Raw genomic sequence first — 25,995 nt, forward strand, 5'->3', positions numbered from 1 at the left:
CCAGCAAAGAGACGTTATAACTTATCTTATCCGTAAAATATCTCTGTATCTACTTGTACGTATCGTAACATAAGGCAAAGAGGTATACACTTCTGTATTTGTAACGTATTTGTAACATAAATTCTGTTTTTTAGTAACCGTGTAGCCCCTATATACAAGAAAAACAGAACGATTTGTCGTGCGTCTTCCTGTTTCTTATCCAGTCTCACCTTTATTATTTTTTTCGTGGTGTCCAGCGCTTCGTTTCACTGTGATTCGGATACTGAATGTCCGAAGGATAGGAGATCAGCTCGATCAGCATCCCCCAAGGTGCCCTTCCATACACAAACTGATTGCCCTCCCCACCTTCAATATGACCGGTCAACGCCCCAGGCTCTGTTAGCAACACCCCACCCGCTTCTTTGAAGTGTCGTGCAGCTTCTTGCATATCGTCCACATACAACGCCAAATGCTGCAATCCGTAATCTGATGCCCTAACTGACTCTGATTGCGCTGTATTCGCGTACTGAAATAACTCTATACTGGCGCTCTCCCCGAGCGATAACATCCGAATATGAATAACCTTTGCTCCTGAACGCAGTCCTAATTTAAGCTCTGCCTCGGGTCCTTCCTGTGGGGGATCATCCGGCGTTATATGGTCATAAGCAAGTTGAGCTCCAAATGCCTGTTGTAGAAATAGTGTCGCTTGCTCCATATCCGGTACAGTTATTCCAATATGGTCGATTCCTCTCGTAATCATGTTATCCCTTCTTTCCTTTATCCATTGAAGTTGCTTGTACACAGCGACATCCGTACCTATATGATTTACACGAAAAGAGGTCCGCTATAACCATCGAGCTGTCTCATTCATCTGATGGCTGTGCAAACGACCTTGTATAGAAACCGAAAAAGAAGAGCGCATGATATCCATGGCTCTTCTTTTTTTGATGTTTTTAAGTTAGTTACAGGTTCACATACCGAGTGCTTAACCGGGGGCCTGAACTCATTTTAAAAATCGTGCACAGTTACACATAGCTGAATCGCAATGCCAAATGGGTCCCGTACAATACCGTATCCTGGGCTGAATTCATTTTGTTCATACGGTACCAGTACCTTCACACCCTCATGTTGCATCAAAGAATGATACAGTTGATCGATTGTATTCTTATCCTTGGATTGAATACATAGTGACGTGCTGTTCCCCAGCTGCCATGCTCTCTCCGGGTCCATTGCTTCTTCAGCAATCATCACTTTGTTAACCCCAATCTCAAGTACCGAATGTGTAATATACTCATCTTGACCGGCAGGGTATTCGAAGCCCGGGTTCATCTCCTTCATCTCTTTATAACTTTTCTTGAATATCACCTTGGCGCCGAGAAACTCTTCATAAAAAGCAATGGCTGCCGCCGCATCCCCGTTCATCGACAAAAATGGTATCACTTCAAAATTCATTATATTGCCTCCTTGTTCCTATTGGATTACACTTATCACTATAACAACGAAAGGTGCCAATCTATGGCACCATTAAGAGGGTTTGATATGAAAAAATCAGAACGTATGAACCAGATGCTGCGCTTCATTAATCAAAAACAACAGTTCACCCTGCAAGATCTCATGCAGGAGTTCCAGATATCCAAACGAACCGCGTTAAGAGATATCGCTTCATTGGAAGAGTTAGGTGCGCCCATCTATGTCGAATATGGACGCTACGGCGGATATCGACTGCTGCAACAGATGCAGCTGCCTCCCATTTCGTTTAATACGGGGGAACTTCATGCCCTTTATTTTGCGATGCAGGCTCTCCGCAGCTTCTCCAGTTTACCCTTTCAAGTCTCTTTCCGTACCATTCATGAGAAATTTATGAGCGCGTTATCCGACAAGCAACGACAGGATATTGAGAACATCCAACACCGGGTTTACTTCCAACATACCGAGCAGATCCGCGACAGTGCACATTTGGAGTTTCTGTTGATGGCTGCTGTTCAGAATATAGTGATCCAGATTACGTACGCTAATCAGCGTAGATCCTCTGATCAAAGGTCATCTTCTGCAAACACCAATATCCGCACCATTCAACCCATCGCACTCTATGCCAGGAAAGGCTATTGGTATTGTCAGGCCTATGATCTGCATAAACAAGCGTATCGTGTATTCCGCTGCGACCGCATCATTTCAGCCGAAACAACGGAGATTGAACCTTTAACTCATGTAAAGGAACTCTATTCACAGGATGCCCAATCTCTATGGAAACCATCGGAACAAGCAATTCCATTCAAATGCCTGATTGACGAAGCCGGGATGGAGCTATTCCAGCAAGAACATTTCCCATCTATGCAGATCATCGAGCAGATGGGACACATGTATCTTGTCGGTTCATATGAACCTCACGAGCTTGATTTCATAGTGAGATATCTTGCAGGCTATGGTAACTCGATTAAGATTACGGAGCCCGTCATCTTAAAGAAAGCATTAAGGCAGTACTATCTGGACTTATTGGATCATGTATAAAAATCATATTTCTAAACCATTTTAATTCACATGCCTTTTAGCTCTGCTCTTGGCTAACTTTTAAACTTTTTTTATTACCAATAGCCAATTGAACGATAATCTGCAACACGATGATGATAGCCAAACCATAAAATGCTTGCACGAAGCTGCCTGTTAGATCGCGGAGCCAACCAATCGCGAGCGGTCCAAGTGCTCCAAGAATGTAGCCACCAGATTGAGTCATAGCCGACCAGCTGCTAGCTTCCTGAGCATTGTTTGTCTCATCAATCGGCAACATGAGTGCAATCGGGAACAGTCCACCTGCACCAATACCGAGCGGGATCGCCGCAAGCCACGGACTGACAGAGAGATTCAGCATCAGGACACCTGTTAACTCCAACATCGCACATCCAACAAGCCAGAAGACACGTCTTTGGTATCGGTGTACAAGCATGGGAATGAATAACGTTGAGGGCAGTGATATCAATGTAAATAACGTTTGGATGTTGCCAGCAGTCTCTTGGCTATATCCATGGCTCTGAATGGCTGGCGCAAGCCAGGCGGTTAATGAATAGAAGATCGCGGCCATCAGTCCAAAGAACAGTGTCAGCACCCATGCACGCCTGTTCTTCACCGGAAGTGGTGCATGGACTACAGCCGAAGTTTGTCCGGATTGCCGCTCTGTACGCGCAGACCAAGCTAATTTTAACCAGATTGGCAATGCAATGGCTGCAAGTAATGCCCATGTAGCCAAAGAACCTCTCCAAGATCCACCCAACGTCTGCTGAAGCGGAACCGATAATCCCACACTAATGCTGGCCCCCATCACCATTGCTGTAGAGTAGATGCCGACCATGGCTGCCACTCGGTTAGGGAAATACTGCTTAATGAAGCTGGACAACAGCGGCCCTGCCAATGCAATCCCTACACCTGACAGAAAAGAAGTGAACATCATCAACGGAGTTGCGCCTACGAACAATCGTAATCCCGTACCTATCCCAATAAGGATTAAAGCCAGTACAATGGCTCCTTCGTTCCCCCACCTTCTACTTAGTCTTACAGAGAATGGAGCGAATATGCCCATACATAATACCGGTAGTGTAGTTAACAAACTGGCGGTCATGCCGCTCAAACCCAGATCATTCTGTATGGTACTCATCAGAGGAGAAATGGAAGTAATCGGTGGTCTTAAGTTCAGTGAAGCCAGAATAAGCGCCAATACAATATAAAAAAGTTTCATTATGAATCACCTCATGGGAGTAGTATTCTTGCCTTCACCAAAGATCCTATTTGTTAATGTCAGGATCTTTGAGTGTTGCACGATTAAGTATAGATTTAATATAATGATTGAACAATACTATTGTTTCTATTAAAATGATTACTAAAACCAATGATTGGAGGTGAACGCATGGAGATTCGTCAGATGGAAAACTTTATTACAGTGTGTGAGGAGCTTCATTTTACACGGGCAGCTGAGAAAATTGGCATATCTCAACCTACGTTGAGTCAACAAATACGTGGGTTGGAAGATGAACTTGGTGTTCCTTTGTTTGACCGCGTCGGCAAAAAGATTGTGATGACCCAGGCAGGGACTCTGTTTCTGGAGCACTGTGTACAGATGATCCGACATTTACAGAATACCCAGGATGCGCTAGCTGAATTCCGGAATGATCAGCGGGGACGATTGGTTATTGGTGTCCTTCCATCCGATTTGGATTACCGTCTCACTCCACTGCTTGTTGATTTTCATGCCCGATTCCCCAAAGTGCAATTGAAGGTTATCTCTTCGATCTATGTCGTGAATCAAGTGTTGGAAAATGAAGTCGACATTGGCATCGAGATCACGTCTGCTCCTGATAGGCGGCTTGTACGCATTCCTTTGTGCAGTGAAGAATATGTACTCGTCGTTTCCGAGAATCATGATTGGGCTGAACGAAGCACAATTGAAATTCAGGAGCTACGTGATATCCAAACGGTGATGTTCCCCGAAGGATTTACGGGCAGAGAATTGGTCGACGGTTATTGCCGTAAATATGGCTTTACCCTAAATACCATCATGGAGACCAGTTCGGCAACCTCTATCATTAGCCTGGTCAAAGCCAACGTCGGAGGAACACTGCTGCCTTATCCTCTGATCCAAGCCATGAATGAGCCCACGCTACGTTGCATCCGAATTACAGACGATCCGCCATACCGACACTTTGAGATCATCCATCGAACCGACCGTTACCTGACGCAATCGGCCAAGGCATTTATTGAGAAAACAATCGAATATTTCAATCAAAGGTAAGATTAAAAGGAGGATAATGAAATGATAATAAGAGAAGTTGGTTTGTTGACACATCAGGTCGAGGCCATAAAAGAGTTTTACGGTACACTACTGGAACTGGAGCTTGTGGAGGATGGTACAACTTGCGTTTCATTTCGTGTGGGGAACTCGGTCCTATCTTTCAAGAAGGCGCCAGAACAAGAGAAGCCATACTATCATGTAGCGTTTACGATTCCAACGAATAAACTTGCTGATGCGAAAAGGTGGGTTCAAGACCGTAACATTCCATTGCTCTCCAAAGATGGACAGGATGAATTTTATTTCCCCTACTGGGATGCAACAGCCTTCTATTTCTATGATCCAAGCGGCAACTTGATGGAATTTATCGCTCACCATTCACTCGATAATGCAGTCGATGAAGCTTTCGAAGTGAATCATCTGTTATGTATTAGTGAAATCGGCCTGCCTGTCGATGATGTTCCTGAGACGATGAGCACATTGAATGAGCATTATCAACTTGAACCATTTGCCGGAGACGGAAAACAATTCTCCCCCACGGGTGATGCAGAAGGCATGTTTATTGTCATTGATAAACAGAAGCCCTGGTTCCCAGACGGGCGTATGCCTGGTGTATTTGCCACGGAGGTTAAGGTGGAAACTGGGCAGACCGGAGGAGTATCGCTGCAGAATGAATTGTACTCTATTGTTTCTAATTAAAGTAGAGAGTGTGTTTATTTATCTCGGAACACTGGATTTCATTTTTACATCACAGTCGAAAAAGGGTTCCAATGACAGCTGTTATTGGAACCCTCATTTTGTCTCATCGATGAAATACAATTGCAATTTTAAAATATATAATTCAGACGATCCGGACACATTTAATTGATTTCAATTAAGTGTGTATATTCCCAAATACGCCCTTCATCCTCATTAATACCATAATCCGCTGGTTCATTTACATCATTATAAAGTTTCAGGCCACATTTAGTGCAAACTGCTTTACAAGAGTTAAAGTAATGCTTCCCTTTATTAAGTTTATGAGCAGAAGAGTAATCTATATCAGGATAAAGGAAAAGAGTATCATAGCTACATACAAAACAAGTTTTTTTCGATTTATCTTTTAAATCGTAAATTACTCTCATTAAATCTTCTTCATAGATACTTTCCAGAGATCTTTCCAGTGGCCTTTGGTAAAGTGCTAATCCAACCGCTTTATAGAAAGCAATCGCTCTATGATCTATAAATCCCTCTTTAGGCATATTAGCAAGATATTGTATTGGATCAATATCGCAATTCTCGTAATCATAGCACCAATACTCTTTTATTTCTTCACCATTCCACAGTTCTTCACATTTATAAAGTATATCTTGAACTAACGGAAGAATTGTTCTAACAACGAATTCATCTAGTTGCCTATAAAGTAAAAAGCGTGCTCCTCGATGCAACAACATATTCCTTAATATATTAATCTCTTCTAAAGCTTCTTTATGCTGCATTAAAATCCCCTTTATTGAGCTGTTTGGCAATTCCAGTGCTCTTTTCAAAGCTATATTATATTCGACCGACATGTCCTTGAATTTTATCTCACCAATATCTCTTCCATCTCTTAAATGCTGAAGCAATGCAGCCTCGTTTATTTTACTATCTCCTAACTTGTTGGCGAGATGTTCATTATGGAACCTTAGTGCATCTTTAATAACTAGTTCTATGAAATGATGAAAGTGAATAATAGCTTGCATGTAATTTTCATGGTAGTCTGTAAACTCACATAATTGTTTCTCTTGTGCTTCTGTGAAATTATTTAGATTGAAATAAAAATTATGAAGAGTATTATATGTTCTGAAAAAGCCTTTCAGTGCTGAGGTTAAAGATGTTAAGGCTGATGGCGTAATATTCTTACAAGTAAAATAATCATCCATAAATTCTGTTATAACTAATAAATTTCCGGAAAATCTTTTCTCATTCACTCCCAATTAAAACACTCCTTAATTTCATGTATATTTTATAAGCTGCTGATTATATTTGTATTATCATTCATTTTTCTAATTTGGAGCAGGGTGAATGTATGGCGAACAAATTCTTTTCATTAATATTAAAAAGATTACATATACAAGCAACAAAAGAAGCTCGATCTTATATCGAGACTTTCTTTATAGTTCTGTTTGTATATTTCCTGTCAGGTGTTAAAAAAGTTGTGGCACTTGATGTTAGATTCCTGTGGTAGATTTTCCCCTTTCATTTTTTTTAAAAAAACCGGCAGGATGCGTACCGAGAGCAATACGGCATACACCCAAGCCGGATAAGGATTAGAAAATAATATCAATAGCCTCTAGCTCATCTTGCTCCTGTTCGGATTGCCCGTTCAGGGAAATATCCTTGAGCAGCACCGAAGGCTGTTCGCCAATTTGGTTGATGATTACGAGCAGGTCCTGAGCGAAATTGTCGATCAGATTGCGCGTAAACAACTTGGTTGCATATTCAAACTGCCCGTTCATTCCCTCATCCAGCAACGAGATGACCAAGGTAAGGTCAAATTGAGCAACCGCATGCGTTTCCGGATAAGATTCGATCTGGATATCCCCGAAGCTTTGAACGTTATCTTCCTTCGTTTCCAGTGCAAACATGACATCAAATACAGGATTGCGGCTTTGATCGCGCGGCACCTGCAGCTTTTTCACAAGTTCTTCAAACGGATAATCCTGGTGGTCGTAGGCCCCCAGCATCGTTTCTTTGACTTCGTTCAAGTAATTAAGGAATGTCTTCTCCCCGGATGGATAATGGCGAATCGCCAACGTGTTGACAAACATTCCGATGAGCTGCTCCAGGTCGGCATGTGTGCGGCCCGAAACCGGTGTGCCTACAATGAAGTCTTCTTGTCCCGAGTACTTGCTGAGCAGGATTGAATAGGCCGCCGATAACACCATATATAGGGTAGCACCGTTCTCATCGGCAATGCGCTGTAAGTTGTCAGTCATCTGCTTGTCGATACTAAAAGGCAGCACATCTCCCTCAAAGCTGCGAGCGGCAGGTCTGACAAAGTCCGTAGGCAACTCAAGCGTTGGCAGTTCACCTTCCAGCATGTCCAGCCAGTAGGCTTCCTGGCGTTTCAGCCGTTCTTTTACAGGTTCGGACTGCTGCCAAGCAGCGAATTCCTTGTATTGAATCCGAAGCGGTTCCAGTGTCTCACCGTTATACAGGCGCAGCAGCTCTTCGATGAAGATACCCATCGACATGCCATCCGTGACGATATGATGAATGTCCAGCATAAGCAGATGACGTTCCGCTTCCCATTCAATTAAGCCCACACGCAGCAGCGGCGGCCGCTCCAAATCAAAGACACGTACAAAGGCATCTGCAATGCTTTTCGTTTCACTTTCCGGCACTTTTGTATACTCAACGGCAAACTCCAAGTCCGAATAAAGCCGTTGTACCGGTTCGCCGTCGACCATTTCGAAGCCAGTTCGCAAAACTTCGTGACGAGCGATTAATCCTTTGAGCGCCTCCTCGAATTGATTCCGCTCCAAGCGCCCGACGAGAACCGTCATGCCGGACATGTTGTAACTAAGCTCGGCCCCTTCCATCTGCTGCTGGATGTACAGCCGCTTTTGCACAGAGGAAAGCGGATAATACTCCCTTTTATCCAGAACCGGAATGGAAAGGAATTCCTGCTGCTCCAATCGGCTAATCACTTCAGCCATCGCTTCAATAGTCGAGTACCGGAATACATCGCGCAGTGGAAGGTCCACGTGCAGCTCCTTGTGCACCTTACTGACCAGCGTCGTCGCCCGCAGCGAGTGACCGCCGAGGTCGAAGAAGTTGTCCGTCACACCAATCGTAACTGACCCAAGCACGTCCTGCCAGATGGAGACCAGTTTCGTCTCCAGATCGGTGCGCGGCCCCACGTATTCGCGCCCTGCACTTGCTCCCTCTTCCGGCGCCGGCAGCGCTTTCCGATCGATTTTCCCGTTTGGTGTCAGAGGTAAATACTCCATCTCCACGAAGTACGACGGGATCATGTAACCCGGCAGCTCGCTGGAGATCGCTCGTTTCAGGTCAGCCGCCGTCAGTTCGATATCCGTTGTGTAGTAGGCGCACAGCGCCTTTTGCCCGTTCGCATCACTTCGAACCAGCACCACCGCTTCGCGTATACCTACCACCCGCAGCAGCTGCGACTCAATCTCACCCGTTTCGATTCGGTAACCCCGGATTTTCGCTTGATTGTCGATCCGGCCGATGAAGTCCACGTTGCCGTCTTCCATCCACCGCGCCAAGTCTCCCGTGCAATACAACCGCTCACCCGCGGTGAAAGGGCTGTCTACAAACTTCTCTTCCGTCAGCTCTGGACGGTTCAAGTACCCCCGTGCTACGCCAACGCCGCCGATGACCAGCTCGCCCAGCACACCGACGGGTACGGGATTCAGATGTGCATCCACGATGTAGAACTTCGCATTCAACCACGCTTTGCCAATCGGCACGTGGCCTGTCTGCGGCAGTTTCGCCAATTCTTCGTCATAGAAACTGGAGTCGATTGCCGCTTCCGTCACACCATAGGCGTTAATAATGCGGAACGACGAGCCAAACCGCTCCTGCAAGGTACGGTAATCCGCTACACTGCAGCTGTCCGAGCTTGTTATCAACAGCTCCATACCGCTTAACTTTAGCCCCTGCTCATACACGTATTCCATAAACGGAACGATCAGTGCTGGTGTTGATTCAAAGATCGTCACTTGCTCACGCTCTATCCAGTGGTGCAGACGAGACGGATCAATCCGGTCGTCCTTCGGTACAATGACCATGGTGCCTCCGTTATACAACGTGCGTGCGATATCGCCCACGAAAACATCAAACGAGAAGCTTGCGAGTTGCAGCAGTCGCACCGGGAACTGATCCAACCGGTATTCCCGTCGGTAGCCCGCTGCCGTGTTCACTAGGCTGCGATGCTCGATCATCACGCCTTTTGGCTTGCCCGTCGTTCCCGACGTGTAGATGACATACGCCAGATCCTCCGGACGGGCTTCATGGAAGCTGTCCATACCGACAACATCAACATCATTTGGATAACTCTCGCCACCACCGTTCACAGCCCCCGTTAGCTTGCCGTTGACTCGATCGAGAGCACTGTTGGAGCCTTGGCCAAAGTCCATTGGCACATTGCTTCGTTCCTCGCTGTATGACGTTTCGTCGTCGAGATATAGCACCTTCGCCAGTGCCAGTTCCTCTTCACCGAGCCAGGCTTCGGCACGCTCTCGCAGCGGCGTTTGTGTCAGCAGCACCTTCGCTCGGCTGTCTTCCAGCATGAACCGCACACGGTCCACCGGATAATCCGGGTCAAGCGGCACATACGTCCCGCCTGCTTTCCAGACGGCCATCACGGCCACCAACAGGTCCACCGAACGCTCAGCGAGAATGCCAACAATCTCCTCACGACCGATGCCGCTTGCGCGCAGCGTGGCCGACAGTCGGTTCGCCCGCTCGTTCAGCTCCGCATACGTCAGCCGATCGTTTTCATAAACGACAGCTTCAGCTTCCGGCGTGTGTTCCGCCTGTTCCTCGAACAGTCGATGGAACGCTGCCACAGGAGCCTCTTCCGGCTGCGCAGGGTTAAACGCGCCGACAATTTCTTCTTTTTCCGCTAGTGTCAAAATATCCAACTCGGAAATCGTCGCTGAAGGGTTGCGGAGAATGGATTCAAGCAGCTGCAAGTAGTGGACAGCCAATTTCTCCACCGTTTCGGTTTTGTATAGAGCCGTGGCGTATTCAAATAGATATTCCAAGCCGTTCTCAATCTCCGTAACGTCCAAGCTGAGATCGAATTTGGAAACAATTTCTTCGCTCGCATACGTCGACAAATGCAGTCCCGGAAGCTGAATTTCCACATTTTCTGTATTCTGCAAAGCAAACATCGTATCAAACAGTGGATGACGGCGTAAATCACGAGCCACGTTTACCTTATCCACCAGTTCCTCAAACGGATAATTCTGATGTTCAAAAGCACCCAGCGTTGTCTCCTTGATTTCCTTCAAGTAGTCAAGGAACGTCTTACCAGCAGCAGGATAACTGCGAATGGCCAAGGTATTAACGAACATCCCGATCAGCGGTTGAACGTCGCTGTGATTTCTTCCCGCAATCGGCGTACCAACCACCACGTCTTCCTGACCTGAATATTTATGCAGAACCACGTTATATGCCGCAAGCAGAACCATGTAAAGCGTTGCGCCGTTTTCAGCTGCAAGCCGTTTCAGACCTTCGCTTTTCTCAATATTCATAAACAATTGCAACGTTCGGCCCTCATAGCTCTGCATAGCCGGGCGCGGATAGTCCGTTGGCATTTCCAGAACTGGCAGTTCTCCGCGGAACATGTCAATCCAGTAGGCTTCCTGCTTGGCAAGCTGCGTTTTTTGCTCGTCCGATTGCTGCCATACTGCATAATCTTTGTACTGAATGCGGAGTGGATTGAGCGGCTCCCCGCTGTACAAGTGCACAAACTCTTCGATCAGTACGTCCATTGAAACGCCATCCGATACAATATGATGTGTATCGAACATCAGGATGTGCCGGTCCGGCGCGAGTTCGGCAATGCCCACCCGCAGAAGTGGTGGCTTCGCTAGATCAAACGCACGAACGAATTGGCGCACCATTTCTTCCGCCTGCTCCCCGCTGATCTGCACATATTCCACCTGGAAGGTGACTTCTTCGTAAATCCGCTGAACCGCTTCGCCTTCAACCATCTCAAAGCCGGTACGCAGCGTTTCATGACGAGCTACAAGCCCGCGGAATGCTTCTTCAAACCGCTGCCGGTTGAGCTGCCCTTCGAGCAGCATAGCTCCTGGTATGTTGTAGCTCAGCTCGCCTCCTTCCAGCTGGTTCAAGATATAGAGACGTTTCTGCGCAGAAGAGAGCGGATAGTACTCGCTAGGTTCCGCAGCCGGAATAGCCATAAACGAGCCGATCTCCAAATGCTCCATAGCCACAGCCATTTCCTCAACTGTCGAGTAGCGGAATACGTCGCGAAGCGGGAATTGGACGCCCAGCTCCTTATGCATTTTGCTGACAAGTGTTGTCGCCCGCAGGGAGTGTCCTCCGAGGTCGAAGAAGTTGTCGGTTACGCCTACCGCCTTCTCCCGAACAAGCACTTCCTGCCAAATGGCGGCCAGCTTCGCCTCCATTTCGGTGCGCGGCGCCACGTATTCGCGGCCTCCGCCTGCTCCCCCTTCCGGCGCTGGCAGCGCCTTCCGGTCAATTTTCCCATTCGGCGTTAGAGGCAATTGCTCCAGTTCGACGAAGTACGACGGAATCATGTATCCCGGTAGCTCGCTGGAGATCGCCCGTTTCAAATCTGCCGCCGTCAAACCTTCTTCCACTGTATAATAAGCGCACAACGCTTTCTGCCCTTCTTGATCTTCCCTGACAACAACGACAGCTTCCTTCACGCCACCTACACTCAGCAGCTTTGCTTCGACTTCGCCCGTCTCGATCCGGTAACCCCGGATTTTCGCCTGGTTATCGATCCGGCCGATGAAGTCCACGTTGCCGTCCTCCATCCACCGCGCCAAGTCTCCCGTGCGATACAACCGCTCACCCGCGGTGAAAGGACTATCTACAAACTTCTCTTCCGTCAGCTCTGGACGGTTCAAGTATCCACGCGCCACACTGACTCCGCCGATAACCAATTCGCCCAACACACCGACCGGCACCGGGTTCAGGTACGCATCCACGATGTAAAACTTCGCATTCAACCACGCTTTGCCAATCGGCACATGGCCTGTCTGCGGCAGTTTCGCCAACTCCTCATCATAGAAACTGGAGTCAATTGCCGCTTCCGTCACACCGTAGGCGTTAATAATGCGGAACGACGAGCCAAACCGTTCCTGTAAGGTTCGGTATTCCGCCACACTGCAACTGTCTGAGCTTGTAATCAACAGCTCCATACTACTTAACTCCAGCCCCTGCTCATGCACGTATTCCATGAACGGCACGATCAGTGCCGGCGTTGATTCAAAGATCGACACTTGCTCCCGCTCTATCCAGTAGTGCAGACGAGACGGATCAATCCTGTCGTCCTTCGGTACAATGACCATGGTGCCGCCGTTGTACAACGTCCGCGCGATATCGCCCACAAACACGTCAAACGAGAAGCTCGCGAGTTGCATCAACCGCACCGGGAACCGTTCCAACCGGTATTCCCGCCGGTAGCCCGCTGCCGTGTTCACCAGGCTGCGGTGCTCGATCATTACACCCTTTGGCTTACCCGTTGTTCCCGACGTGTAGATGACGTAAGCCAGATCCTCCGGACGGGCTTCATGGAAGCTGTCCATGCCCACAACATCAACATCATTTGGATGACTCTCGCCACCACCGTTCACAGCCCCCGTCAGCTTGCCGTTGACTGGATTGGGAGCACTGCTGGAGCCTTGGCTGAAGTCCATCGGTGCATTCGCTCGGTCTTCGCTGTATGACGTTTCATCGTCGAGGTATAGCACCTTCGCCAGTGCCAGTTCCTCTTCACCGAGCCAGGCTTCGGCACGCTCTCGCAGCGGCGTTTGTGTCAGCAGCACCTTCGCTCCGCTGTCTTCCAGCATGAACCGCACACGGTCCACTGGATAATCCGGGTCAAGCGGCACATACGCCCCGCCTGCTTTCCAGACGGCCATCACGGCCACCAACAGGTCCACCGAACGCTCAGCGAGAATGCCAACAATCTCCTCCCGGCCAATGCCGCTTCCGCGCAGCATAGCCGCCAAGCGATTCGCCCGCTCGTTCAGCTCCGCATACGTCAGCCGATCGTTCTCGTATACGATGGCCTCCGCTTCCGGCGTGCGTTCCGCCTGTTCCTCGAACAGTCGATGGAACGCTGCCACAGGAGCCACTTCCGGCTGCACCGGATTAAACACGCCGACAATTTCTTCTTTTTCCGCCGCCGTCAAAAGCTCTAACTCATGTACACGAACATTCGGATTAGCCGCAACCTGCTCCAATGCACGGGCAAAATGACTGTGGATCTGCCTGATGTCTTGCTCTCTGAATGTCAGTGCATTGTACGTAAACCGCAGCAAAATATGCTCTTCCGGAATGACGGTAATGTCCAGATCGTAGTTCGTTTGTTCCGGCGATTGGATATTAGCGATTTTCAGCGCTTCTTGTCCTCCACCGACAACCTGCTCAATCTGTTCTTCCATCGGATAATTTTCAAAGACCATAATATGGTTGATCAAGTCGCGCTTTTGCTCGCTCAGCGACTGAATTTCGAACAGCGGGAACGTTTCGTAAGCTCCCGATGTCAGCGCTTGATCCTGGGTTTTTCTCAAAATATCGGCTACCGTCTCCTCGGCTTTGCCTTGAATACGGACGGGGATCGTATTAATAAACAGACCGATCATGCTTTCGATACCCGGAATCTCCGCTGGACGCCCGGATACGACGGAGCCAAATACAACATCTTCGCTGTTGTTGTATACCTGCAGAACCAGTCCCCATACGGTCTGCATGAATGTATTAAGCGTCACCTGATGCTGGCGCGCCACCCGCTCGATTTGCCCAGTCAGTTCCTTGCTGAGTTCCACATCGATCTCAGCTGCTTCAAAAGCACCCTGCTTCAGCCCTGTTTTCTCCCGAGGCAACTTGGTCTGCTGATCATAACCCGCCAAATACTCGGACCAGTAACGCGAAGCTTTCGCAGCATCTTGAGCTTCCAGCCATTCGATATACCGAGAGTACGAGGTAACCGGAGGAAGCTCCAGCGTCCGCTGCTCCTGGAACGCGAAGTAGGTGTCGAACACTTCCTTAATCATTAAGGACATGCACCAGCCGTCCAACAAAATGTGATGGTGACTCCAGATCACTTGGTAGGACTCGTCGCCCGTACGCAAAACTGTAACGCGCATCAGAGAGCCTTGGGCCAAATCGAACTTGTTCGCTTTATCCGCGCTGACAAAATCGGCTATCGTCTTCTCCGGGTGTTCATCGCTTGCCGAGCGAATATCTTCAAAGTACACTTCACACTTCCGCTCGCGGAATACCACTTGAATCGGCTCGTCTCTCCAGCCGGTAATAAAATTGGTCCGCAGCGCCTCATTTCGCTGTACCAGCGTATCCAATCCGCGGGTGAAGGCTTCCACATTCAGGCTTCCATACAGATCGAAGGTCACCTGTTCGAAGTAGGCTTCCGAATCGGCATCCAGCAAGCTGTGGAACAACATCCCTTTTTGCAGCGGAGTCAGGGTGTATACATTCTCCAGTTCGCCGAGTGCCGCCGTATGTTCGGACAGCCGCTCCAGTTCCTCCACCGTCACATCTTGAAGCAGTACGTCACTAGGTGTAAGCTCCGGCCGCTCTTTCGATACGCAATGGCTGATGACTTCACGCAAACTCGATTGAAGCAGGGTGCCCAAGCGCTCAACCGTCTCCCGTTGATACTGGGTTTCCCCATAACGGATCGTAAGTTCCAACACGCCTTCCGACACCATACCGTTGATATCGAGGACATAATTCATCACAGCATTCGGGCTTGAATCGGAGCCCGGACTGAACGGAGACGGCTGCGAGCCGCTGCTTTCGTAATCCTGGTCGAACTGACCCAGATAGTTAAAACTGATCTCCGGCTCCAAAACGAAGTGCTCTCCGTCACGCGGTGCCGACAAATAACGCAGGATGCCGTAGCCGATTCCTTTGTTCGGAATGCGGCGCAAGTTTTCTTTCACCTGTTTCACCTGATGACCGAGCGCCTGGACGTGACCTGGCTCCAGAACGACAGGGAATTGGCTTGTAAACCAGCCTACCGTCCGCGTAATGTCCACATCCGGCAAAAGTTCTTCCCGACCGTGGCCTTCGAGATTCACCAGCACGCGTTCCCGACCGCTCCAAGCTTGTACCGCGAGGCCAAGCGCGGCAAGCAGCAAATCGTTCATTTCCGTATGGTACGCACGGTGTGCCTGCTTCAGCAGCTGTTCGGTTTCCTCCGCCGTCCAGCGGACGGTCACGAGCCTGCTGTCCTTCAGCTTGGATGTGCCTTGTTCAAAATCTTTCGGAAGCGGCTCATAGGTCAATTGCTCGATATGCTGCCAATACGCTCTCTCGCTTTCCATCGCCGGACCGTTCGCATAATCAGCGAGCTGTTTCGCCCACGTTTGGAATGAGTCCGTTTTGAGCGGCAGACGGATCAGCTGCCCTTGCAGCGCCTGCTCATAGCCGGCAGCAAAATCCTCAAGCAGAATCCGCCAGGATACGCCGTCTACGACCAAGTGGTGTATCGCGATCAGCAGATGATCTCCATCTGCACAGCGGAACAAGCGGAGCTTCAGCAAAGGCCCTGCCTGCAGGTTAATGCTGCGCTGAAGCTCGTTCGCCTTGGCTTCGATCGCCTGCGCGCAGTCCGTCATTCCACGGAAATCGATCACTTCCAGGCTGTAAAGCTCGCCATCGCTTTCCGCGATGCCACGGTTCCATGCCGCATACCCGCTCTCGGTCCGGCTGAAGACGAGGCGCAGCGCATCGTGATGCTCGGCCAGCTTCCGCACGGCCTGACGAAGCGCCGCTTCGTCATAGTCTTCCTCCCGGTACAGCATCACCGCCTGGTTAAAGTGGTGCAGCTCGGCGAACGACTGCTCGAAGAACCAGCGCTGAATCGGCGTCAGCCCCGTCTCTCCCGTAGCTGCCCCCTGATCGGCGCGTCTTAAGACCGACTGGAGATACGGGCTTAATTCCGCTACGGTCGGATATTTGAACAAATGCTTAATTTCCAGCTTGTACCCGGCCTGATGTAGCCTGGACGACACCTGGATCGATTTAATTGAATCCCCGCCGAGCTCGAAGAAATTGTCCATCACGCCGATCGGACGACCCGTTCGCAGCGCCTTTTGCCACACCGCAACCAACGTCTGCTCCGCCGCCGTCCGGGGCGCCACGTATTCCGTTCCAACGAGCATACTGCTTTCCGGTGCGGGCAGCGCCTTGCGGTCAAGCTTCCCGCTGTGTGTGAGGGGCATCCGCTCCAGCTGCACGAAGTAGGACGGAATCATGTACGCAGGCAGATCCTCCGCCAGCGCGCTTCGCAGCTCGCTCGCCGCAAGCGGCTTGTCCGCCACGAAGTACGCGCAGAGCTGCTTCTGACCGGCTTCGTCTTCTCTGGCGATGACAACCCCCTCTTGGACGGACGCCGCTTTCAGGACCTGCGCCTCCACCTCGCCGAGTTCGATCCGGTACCCGCGGATTTTCACCTGATGGTCGATCCGGCCCATATACTCGATGTTGCCGTCCGGCAGCCATCTGGCCAGATCGCCCGTCCGATACATCCGCCCGCCCGGCGCAAACGGACACTCTACGAATTTCTCCGCGGTCAGCTCGGGACGGTTCAAGTAGCCTCTAGCCAGACCTTCGCCCGCGATGCACAGCTCGCCCGGCACGCCGACCGGTTGCAGCGCTGTCGTCCCTTCCTTGACAATATGCAGCCGGATGTTCGAGATCGGCTTGCCGATCGGCACCGATACATACGCCTCTTCCGGTCCGCAATCGTAGTACGAGACATCAACCGTCGCTTCCGTAGGCCCATAAAGGTTGATCAGTTGCGCTTGATTCACGGATGACGAAATCCACTGCCAGAACCGGCTCACATGCGACGTCGCCAGCGCTTCCCCGCTTGCAAACACCCGTTTCAGCGAAGACAGTTTGTTACCCAGATCTTCGCTCGGCTGACGCTCGACATATTCGAGGAAGGCGTGCAGCATCGACGGCACAAAGTGCATCGTCGTGACGGCTTGCCGTTCGATCGTATCCAGAATCGTCTCGGGATTCTTCTCTCCGCCCGGCGGCAGCAAGCAAACTTTGGCCCCCGTCCAAGCCCACCAAAACAGCTCCCACACGGAAACGTCGAAGGTGATCGCCGTCTTTTGCAGAATCGTATCCCTGGAGTCAATCGGATAAGCATTCTGCATCCACAGCAGCCGGTTGATCACCGGACGGTGCTCCACCATGACGCCTTTGGGCTTGCCTGTCGAGCCCGATGTGTAAATGACGTAGGCCAAGTGCTCCGGTCCACTCGCCGGCTCCAGGTTCGTGCCGTCTTCGTCATACGCGGATGGATCGTTCAGATCGACGAGCGATAGACCGCCAAGTGGCTCTGTCCCGGCAAATGACGCGCTTTCCCGCAAATGGCTCTGAATCAGCAGCAGCCTAGCGCCCGAATCTTCGAGCATGTAGCGGATGCGCTCCTGCGGGAATTGCGGGTCGATCGGCACGTAGGCGCCCCCGGCCTTCAAGATCGCATAGATGCCCACGATCATCTCCAGCGAGCGCTCGGCCATGATCGCGATCGGCTGATCGGCCTGCGCGCCAGAGGCACGCAAGGATCGCGCCAGCCGGTTCGCCCGCTCGTTCAACTCCCGGTAAGTCAGGCTGCTGTCCTCATAGACAACGGCCACCTGCTCCGGCGTTCGCTCTGCTTGCTCCTCGAACAGCTCGTGGATCGTTCTCTCTCTCCACGACTCATCCGCTTCCAAGCCTGGACCCTCTGAGGCGGATTGCTTCGCCAGAGCCGAAGACGACACGGCAAACCCGACCAGCAAATCATGCTTTTCGCTGTCCTTCAAGATATTCAAATCCGAGATCCTCGCACCCGGCTGAGCCAGGATCGATGCCAAAAGCTGCTCGTAATGACCCGCCAGCCGTACCATCGTTTCCTGTCTAAACAACGAGGTAGCGTACTCGATCTTGCAAACCAGCTCGTTACCCGATTCCAGGATATCTAAGCTAAGATCAAACTTTGCCGTCTTTTCCTCGATGTCGAACAGCGACCATTGCAAGCCTTCCATGGATAAATCCAAGCTTTCGTGCTTTTGCAAAGAAAACATGGTGTCAAACAGCGGATTCCGGCTTAAATTCCGGCTCACCTGAAGAGCCTCTACCAGCTCCTCGAACGGATAGTCCTGGTGCTCGTAGGCTCCAAGCGTCGTTTCCTTCACATCCTGCAAGTAATCCAGGAACGTCTGCTCTGCCGTCGGACCCAAGCGAAGGGCCAGCGTATTGACAAACATGCCGATAATCGGTTGCAGGTCGGCGTGAGAACGAGCGGCAATCGGAGTGCCGACTACGATATCTTCCTGTCCCACGTATTTATGAAGCAATACGGAGTAAGCAGCCAGCAGAAGCATGTACAGCGTCGCCCCCGAATCTCCGGCAAGCCGTTTGAGAGCTTCGCTTTTCTCCGCATCCAGCGCAAACGTGAGCGTTTGACCGTCAAACTGCCGGACGGCTGGGCGGGAAAAGTCAAGAGGCAGCTCAAGAACGGGAAGCTCGGAGCTGAATACCCCGCGCCAGTATTCCTCCTGCCGTTTGATACGCTGACACTGCTCGTCGGATTGCTGCCAAACGGCGTAATCCTTGTATTGAATCCGCAGCTCCGGCAATTCTTCCCCATTGTAAAGCCCCACAAATTCGCGTAGCAGCACGTCCATGGAAAGACCGTCCGAACCAATATGATGCATATCCAGCGCAAGCAGGAATTTCTCTTTCTCAAGTATGATCAGCAGGGCGCGCAGCAAAGGCGGCTGGGTCAAGTCAAAAGGCTGAATGAAGCCTTCTAGAATGGCCGCGACCTGATCTTTACTTGCTTGAAGCTTCTCGACCTTGAAATCTACGAGCGGATGAATACGCTGAACCAGCTCTCCATTCACGATTTCAAAACCGGTGCGCAGCATATCGTGCCGGGCCACCAAAGTAGTCAGCGCCTTTTCCACTTTGGCCTCGTTCAAAGTCCCTTTCAATTGCAAGGTGCTCGGGATGTTGTAATTCAGCTCCGAGCTATCTAGCTGGTGCAGGACATACAGCCTTTTTTGCGCAGAGGAAACTGGATAATATGCTTTCTCTTCCGCTTTTGGAATGGAGCTGTGCTCTGATTCTTCCAAGCTGGCAATAGCCCCGGCCATCGATTCTACCGTCATATAGCGGAACACATCGCGCAGCGGAAGTTCAACGTTCATTTCCTTCCGAATCTTGCTGACAAGGTTTGTCGCCCGCAAGGAATGCCCTCCGAGCTCGAAGAAATTGTCCAGGACTCCAATGCCGGAGTAACCCAGCACTTCCTCCCAGATTTTCACAAGCTGGGACTCCGCAAGGTTACGCGGCGCTACGTATTCGACGCCCGTTTGCAAGCCACCTTGCGGCTCCGGCAGTGCTTTGCGGTCCACTTTGCCATTGGACGTCAGCGGCATGCGTTCCAGCTGCACGAAGTATGACGGGATCATGTATCCCGGCATTCCCTGGGCCAGCGAGGTTCTTATTTCGCTAACCGTCAGCGTCCGGTCCGCCACAAAGTAGGCAACAAGCGCCTTTTCGCCCCCGCTGTCCTGACGGGCGAGCACCACCGCTTCTTCCACGCCCTCCACGTTCAAAAGCTGCGTCTCAATTTCGTCCAGCTCGATCCGGTACCCGCGGATTTTGACCTGATGGTCGATCCGGCCGAGGTATTCAATGTTGCCGTCCGGCAGCCAGGCCGCCAAGTCGCCTGAGCGATACAGTTTTTCCCCCTCCGCAAACGGGGAATCAACGAACTTTTCCGCCGTCAAATCCGGTCGATTCAGGTATCCTCTCGCCAGGCCTTCACCGGCTACGTACATTTCGCCTGCTACGCCGATCGGTACAGGGCGGCGGTTTTCATCCAGAACGTACACGCTCAGCGTCGGGATCGGCTTGCCGATATTACTCTTCGCCGCTTCCATCTCGATCCATGTAATTTCCTTATACGTTACGTGAACCGTAGTTTCGGTAATACCGTACATATTGATCAGCTTTGTCTCCGGGTACTTCGTCTTGAAACCCTTGAGCAACAGCGGGCTGAGTGCTTCGCCGCCAAAGATGACGTTGCGAATCCGCAGATCGTACGGATGGTCCGCTATAACCTCACGCAACAGTTGATAGAAATATGTTGGCGTCTGGTTCAAAATCGTGACCCGTTCGCGGCTCAGCAGTGCCAGGAACTCGGCCGGATTTTTCGCCGTAAGCGGCGGTACGATAACCAGCTTTCCTCCATTCAGAAGTGCTCCGTACATCTCCCAGACGGAGAAATCGAAGCAGAACGAGTGGAATAACGTCCACGTGTCGGACGGCCCAAAGTCGAACAGGTTCTTGTCGTTGAACAAAAGGCGCACGACGTTTTTATGCTCAATCAACGTTCCTTTGGGTTTGCCGGTCGTTCCCGATGTGTAGATGACATAAGCCAAGTTACCCGGGCCAGAAATTGGCTCCAGATTCGAAGCGTCCAGCGCACCAGCGGAGTCCGCCCCTTTGACGCCCCAAACGAAATCGTCCAATTCAAGGCGCGTTCCTGCGAAGTCGGTCTTCTCATGCAAATGCTTTTGAATCAGCAATAACGGTGCGCCCGAATCCTCAATCATGAAGCGGATGCGTTCCTCCGGGTAGTCGGGATCGATAGGCACGTAGGCTCCGCCCGCTTTGAGAATCGCCAGAATGCCGACGACCATATCAAGCGAACGTTCGGCCAGAATCGCTACCAACTGATCCGCTTCGACTCCTGTCTCCCGCAGCTTACGCGCAAGGCGGTTGGATCGCTCGTTCAGTTCGTGGTAGCTCAACTGCCGCTCATTCATGACGGCGGCCACGTTATCCGGATAAAGCTTCGCCTGCTCTTCGAACAACCCATGAATCGTCTGCTGACGCGGGTAGTCTGCCTCCGAATCATTAAAACTGCGCACCAGTTCACGGATTTCCTGCTCCGTTAGCATTTCCAGCGAAGCAATATCCCCTTCCGGCGCTGTTGCGATAGTTTCGAGTAGCTTGTCATAATGTCTGGCGAACCGCTCCGCGGTCTCCTGTTTATACAAAGCCGTAGCGTACTCCAACCGGCATTCGAGCTGGCCATCCAGTTCCGAAATATCCAGAAGCAGCTCGAACTTGGACGTTCGGTTTTCCAACGGATAAAACGATTGCTCCAGCCCCTCGATGACAATTTGCTCATTCTCCGTATTTTGCAGGGAGAAGAACGTATCAAAGAGCGGATTCCGGCCAGTCGTGCGCGGAATATGAAGACTTTCCACCAAATCTTCGAACAAATAATTTTGGTGTTCAAAAGCCCCGAGTGTGATTTCCTTCATTTCTTCCAGGTACTTAAGGTACGGCTTGGAACGCTCCGGATGGCTGCGAATGGCAAGCGTGTTGATAAACATACCTACGATTGGCTGCACTTCTTCCTGCGTTCTTCCGGCAATCGGCGTTCCCACGATCAGATCTTCCTGACCCGAATATTTATGCATAAGGATCGAGTAAGCAGACAACAGCACCATGTACAGGGTCGTGCCCGTCCGTGCGGCCAGTTCTTTCAGCTTCTCCGTCCGTTCTTTCCCAATATCAAACTTCACGGTCCGGCCGTCAAAACTTTGCACCGCAGGCCGCGGGAAGTCCGTCGGAAGTTCCAATACAGGCAGCTCGCCCGACAACTGTTCCAGCCAGTACTCCTTCTGTGGCTGGATCAACTGCCCGTAGGCTTCGGAATGCTGCCAAACGGCATAATCTTTGTATTGAATACGCAACGGAGCCAGCTCCTCACCCCGATACAGGCGGCTGAACTCGTCGAAAAGCAATGCTGTCGAGATGCCATCCGAGACGATGTGATGCATATCGAACAACAGGATGTGGCGATCCTCGGCGACTTCGATCAGGCCGATGCGAAGAAGTGGCGGCTTGGTCAGATCAAACGGGTGAAAGTATGCTTCCACCACTTGGTCCACTTCTCGCTCGCTCGCCTGGAAATAATCTACAGCAAACTCCACCTCGTCATAGATGTGCTGCACAAGCTCACCTTGAACCTGCTCAATCCCGGTACGCAGCGTCTCATGGCGCTGAATCAGTGCCCGGAACGCGTACTCTACGCGCTTGCGGTCCAGCTTGCCTTCGAGAAGAAGCGCCGCCGACATATTGTAGCTACGCTCGGCCGCGTCAAGCTGGCGCAGGACGTACAGACGCTTTTGCTCGGATGAAACCGGATAGTACTCGGTCTCTGCCGCCTTTGTAATCTCATAGGTGTCCTGCTGCTTTAAACCGCTAATTCTTTGGGCAAGCTGTTCGATCGTGGTGTAGCGGAAAACGTCCCGCAGCGGAACCTCGACTTGTAGCTCTTTTCGAATCTTGGAAACAAGCGCGGAGGCCCGCAAGGAATGACCACCCAGGTCAAAGAAATCGTATTGGACTCCAACTCGCGCAATACCCAGCACCTGCTGCCAAATAAGAGCAAGTCTTGTTTCCAGCGTTGTGCGAGGAGCCACATACTCACGGCCGGCTTCTATCTCTCCGGTCGGCTCAGGTAGCGCTTTACGGTCAATCTTGCCATTCGGTGTGAGCGGAAGCTGATCAAGAGACACCAGTCGGGCCGGGACCATATGGGCCGGCAGCTCTTGCTTCAATTGGGACAGCAGATCGCTCAGCTGCAAGGAAACATCCCCCGCCACGTAACCGCACAAATACTTTTGCCCCTGCTCATCCGTACAGTCAGTCACCACAGCCTGCTTGACCCCCGGGAAACTGAGCAGGGCCGTTTCAATTTCGCCGAGTTCGATCCGGAACCCGCGAATTTTCACCTGATAGTCGATCCGGCCGATGAAGTCAACGTTGCCGTCTTCCAGCCAGCGGGCCAAATCTCCTGTCCGATATAGACGTTCGCCAGACACAAACGGGCTGTCTACAAACTTCTCGGCGGTTAGGTCGGGACGGTTCCAATACCCGCGCGCCACCCCGGCGCCGCCGATGACAAGCTCACCCGGAACCCCTACAGGAACCGGCTTTAACCCGGCATCGACAATGTAAAACCGGGCGTTCAGCCAGGCTTTGCCGATCGGCACATGACCCAACAATGGCAGCTTGTCCAGCGGCTCATCGTAAAAACTGCTGTCAATGGCCGCTTCGGTAACGCCGTAGCTGTTGATGATGCGGAATTGTCCGCCGAATCTTTCCTGCAGCAATCGGTAATCGGTGACACTGCAAGCATCCGAGCTGGTAATCAGCAACTGCATGGAGCTGACGTCCAGTCCTTCTTCATAAATATGCTGCATGAATGGTAGGATGAGCGCAGGTGTCGATTCAAATACCGTAATGTTTTGGTCCCGAATCCAGCCGTATAAGCGGTTCGGATCAATCCGGTCATCCTTTGGCACAATTACCATCGTTCCTCCGTTATACAGCGTCCGCGCGATGTCTCCAACGAACACGTCAAACGAGAAGCTCGCCAGTTGCAGCAACCGCACCGGGAACTGATCCAACCGGTACTCGCGGCGGTACGCATCCGCCGTATTCATGAGACTCCCATGCTCGATCATGACGCCTTTTGGGCGTCCCGTCGTACCGGAGGTGTAAATCACATAAGCCAAGTCTTGTGGGGCACTGTCAGCAGATTCAAATTCCACGGCTGAGGTATCCCCTTTATACATCTGTTCATCGTCCATCGCATAGACTGCTTGAAGCTTCAGCCGGTCATCGGCCAACCAACCTCCGGCCCCCTCCAACAGATGACGCTGCGTAAGCAGCACCGATGCTTCGCTATCGCTGAGCATGTACTCAATCCGCTCCGCCGGATAATCGGGGTCCAGCGGTACATAAGCTCCGCCGGCTTTCCATACGGCGAGCACACCGACCAGCAGTTCCACCGAACGCTCTGCCCAGATCCCCGTAATCGTCTCCCTTCCCACGCCCTGTTCACGAAGGAGCGCAGCCAGCCGCTCAGCGCGTTTGTTCAATTCGCCGTAAGTCAGCTTTTTGTCCATGTAAACAACTGCCGGGTGATCCGGAATGTCTCGGGCAAACTTTTCGACATACCGATGAAACGCTATTCCCTCGCTCAGTGCTGCCACCGGCGGGTTAAACACGTCCAGAATACGGTGTCTCTCCTCATCGCTCAACAGAGAAATCTCGCGCACCCGCAGTTCGGGAGTCTCAAGAAACTGGTCCAAAACGGTTACATACTGCTCCATAATGCGATCAATCTCGGTCGTCTCGAACAGGCCGGTACGATAGGAAGCATGGAGAATGACATGGCCTTCATTCAGCATATGGTCGAAGCGCAGCAGTAGATCGTCCATCTCGTGCCTAGCAAAGTGAGCCTCCAGACGTACCTTGATTTCTTCGTACTCCACGATTTTCAAAGGCAGATATTCAAGTGACGTGCGGAACAACTCCGAAAGATCGTTGCGGCCGTGTTGTTCACGTAAATCCTGGATCAATTGGTTATAAGGATATTTCTGATGTCGCAGATCCGCCGTATTTTCCTTGGAAACCGTTTGGATCAAGGAAAGCACGGACTCAACTGGATTCAGGCTAATCCGCGTAGCCACGGTGCTGACGAACATACCGATCGTTTCTTTTTCCTTCTTGCTGGTGCGATTGGCAAAAACCGTGCCGACTGGAACATCGGTGCTGTCGGTCAGCTTATACAATAAGACGTACATGGCGGACAAAAATAACGTATATAAACTAACCTGATATTGTTCGCTAAAAGCCAGAATGCGGTCATAGCGGGAACCATCCAAAGTGATGGAACGTTTATTCGATTCGCTGCCAATCGAGAATGGCGGAACCGATTTAATGCCGCTCGTTTCAGGCAAAGTCTTGTACTTGGTTAGCCAATATTCCTTGCCTTTTTGATAACGCTGCGATTGCTCATATTCATACTCAGTTGAAATATAATCCAGATAGGATGGGGCCTGGTAACTGCTGAAGATGCCATTGCGCAGTTCCAGGTATTTTTCCATCACCGCATGCAGCAAAGCAGTGACGGACAATCCATCGGCAATGATATGATTTATAGTCAAATTAAGCCATACTTGGCCGTTCGCAAAATGGATCACCGTAAATTGGTAGAGGTGTTCGTCGAACACACTGGCCGGTTTTTCGCTTACTTCTTTCACCCAAGCATAGAATTGTTCGGTTGTGCCTATTTCGAGGTGGCTTATCTTGGCTTGCACATTCTCTGGCTCTTCGAACCACTGCGTTGGATTTTGCAAATCCCCGCTAATGCGGATTCGGAAAGCGTCATAGGTTTTGACAATCTCTGCCGCCGCTTTCTCCAGCAGCTTGGTGTCGATCTCGCCCGTAATCTGGTAGGTCGCGGAAAGCATCGTGATGGATGTGCCCGGATTCATAATTTCCATGAACCATATCCGGCGCTGGGCTTGCGTTAATCCATATTGCTTGTTCGTATTCTCTCTCACATCGACACACTCCCGTATTAGAGATTGTTTGTAGATAGGCTTTATACCTGAATATCAGCA

General features: G+C 51.0%; 8 protein-coding genes. 3 read left to right on the plus strand and 5 right to left on the minus strand.

The genetic code is table 11. The features are described 5' to 3' along the window. Nucleotides 1-214: 214 nt before the first annotated feature. Nucleotides 215-739: a VOC family protein gene (locus J2Z28_RS26025; protein ID WP_211084972.1), complete on the minus strand. Its 525-nt coding sequence runs from the start codon at nt 737-739 to the stop codon at nt 215-217. 248 nt (nt 740-987) lie between these two features. Then, nucleotides 988-1,431: a VOC family protein gene (locus tag J2Z28_RS26030; protein WP_211084973.1), complete on the minus strand. Its 444-nt coding sequence runs from the start codon at nt 1,429-1,431 to the stop codon at nt 988-990. Between the two features lie 87 nt (nt 1,432-1,518). Between J2Z28_RS26030 and J2Z28_RS26035 the strand changes: the two genes are divergently transcribed. Then, on the plus strand, nt 1,519-2,487 hold the full coding sequence (locus J2Z28_RS26035) for a helix-turn-helix transcriptional regulator (RefSeq protein ID WP_211084977.1): 969 nt from the start codon (nt 1,519-1,521) through the stop codon (nt 2,485-2,487). A gap of 37 nt (nt 2,488-2,524) precedes the next feature. Here J2Z28_RS26035 and J2Z28_RS26040 read toward each other — a convergent pair whose 3' ends face one another. Then, entirely contained in the window at nt 2,525-3,706 is a 1,182-nt protein-coding gene (locus J2Z28_RS26040) for an MFS transporter (protein WP_211084979.1), read from the minus strand. A 168-nt stretch (nt 3,707-3,874) separates the two neighbouring features. On the opposite strand from J2Z28_RS26040, the gene J2Z28_RS26045 reads away from it, so the two are divergent. Beyond that, nucleotides 3,875-4,756 (plus strand): LysR family transcriptional regulator, encoded by an 882-nt coding sequence (locus J2Z28_RS26045; RefSeq protein ID WP_211084981.1) that lies wholly within the window; start codon nt 3,875-3,877, stop codon nt 4,754-4,756. Nucleotides 4,757-4,777: 21 nt separating this feature from the next. Next, a complete protein-coding gene (locus J2Z28_RS26050; RefSeq protein WP_211084982.1) occupies nt 4,778-5,452 on the plus strand; it encodes a VOC family protein in 675 nt (224 codons plus the stop codon). Nucleotides 5,453-5,613: 161 nt separating this feature from the next. On the opposite strand, the gene J2Z28_RS26055 is transcribed toward J2Z28_RS26050, so the two are convergent. Continuing rightward, nucleotides 5,614-6,708 carry a hypothetical protein gene (locus J2Z28_RS26055; RefSeq protein WP_211084984.1) on the minus strand — a complete coding sequence of 365 codons (1,095 nt, stop codon included), beginning with the start codon at nt 6,706-6,708 and terminating at the stop codon, nt 5,614-5,616. 333 nt (nt 6,709-7,041) lie between these two features. Further along, entirely contained in the window at nt 7,042-25,935 is an 18,894-nt protein-coding gene (locus J2Z28_RS26060) for a non-ribosomal peptide synthetase (protein WP_211084993.1), read from the minus strand. Between the last annotated feature and the right edge of the window lie 60 nt (nt 25,936-25,995).

Origin of the sequence: Paenibacillus xylanexedens, assembly GCF_017874615.1 — a bacterium.
Lineage (GTDB): Bacteria > Bacillota > Bacilli > Paenibacillales > Paenibacillaceae > Paenibacillus > Paenibacillus xylanexedens.

What these genes read in the sequence shown, in the direction of transcription:
- J2Z28_RS26050 (WP_211084982.1), top strand. Translation starts at nt 4,778, where the DNA reads ATGATAATAAGAGAAGTTGGTTTGTTGACACATCAGGTCGAGGCCATA.
- J2Z28_RS26045 (WP_211084981.1), top strand. Translation starts at nt 3,875, where the DNA reads ATGGAGATTCGTCAGATGGAAAACTTTATTACAGTGTGTGAGGAGCTT.
- J2Z28_RS26030 (WP_211084973.1), bottom strand. Translation starts at nt 1,431, where the DNA reads ATGAATTTTGAAGTGATACCATTTTTGTCGATGAACGGGGATGCGGCG.
- J2Z28_RS26040 (WP_211084979.1), bottom strand. Translation starts at nt 3,706, where the DNA reads ATGAAACTTTTTTATATTGTATTGGCGCTTATTCTGGCTTCACTGAAC.
- J2Z28_RS26035 (WP_211084977.1), top strand. Translation starts at nt 1,519, where the DNA reads ATGAAAAAATCAGAACGTATGAACCAGATGCTGCGCTTCATTAATCAA.
- J2Z28_RS26025 (WP_211084972.1), bottom strand. Translation starts at nt 739, where the DNA reads ATGATTACGAGAGGAATCGACCATATTGGAATAACTGTACCGGATATG.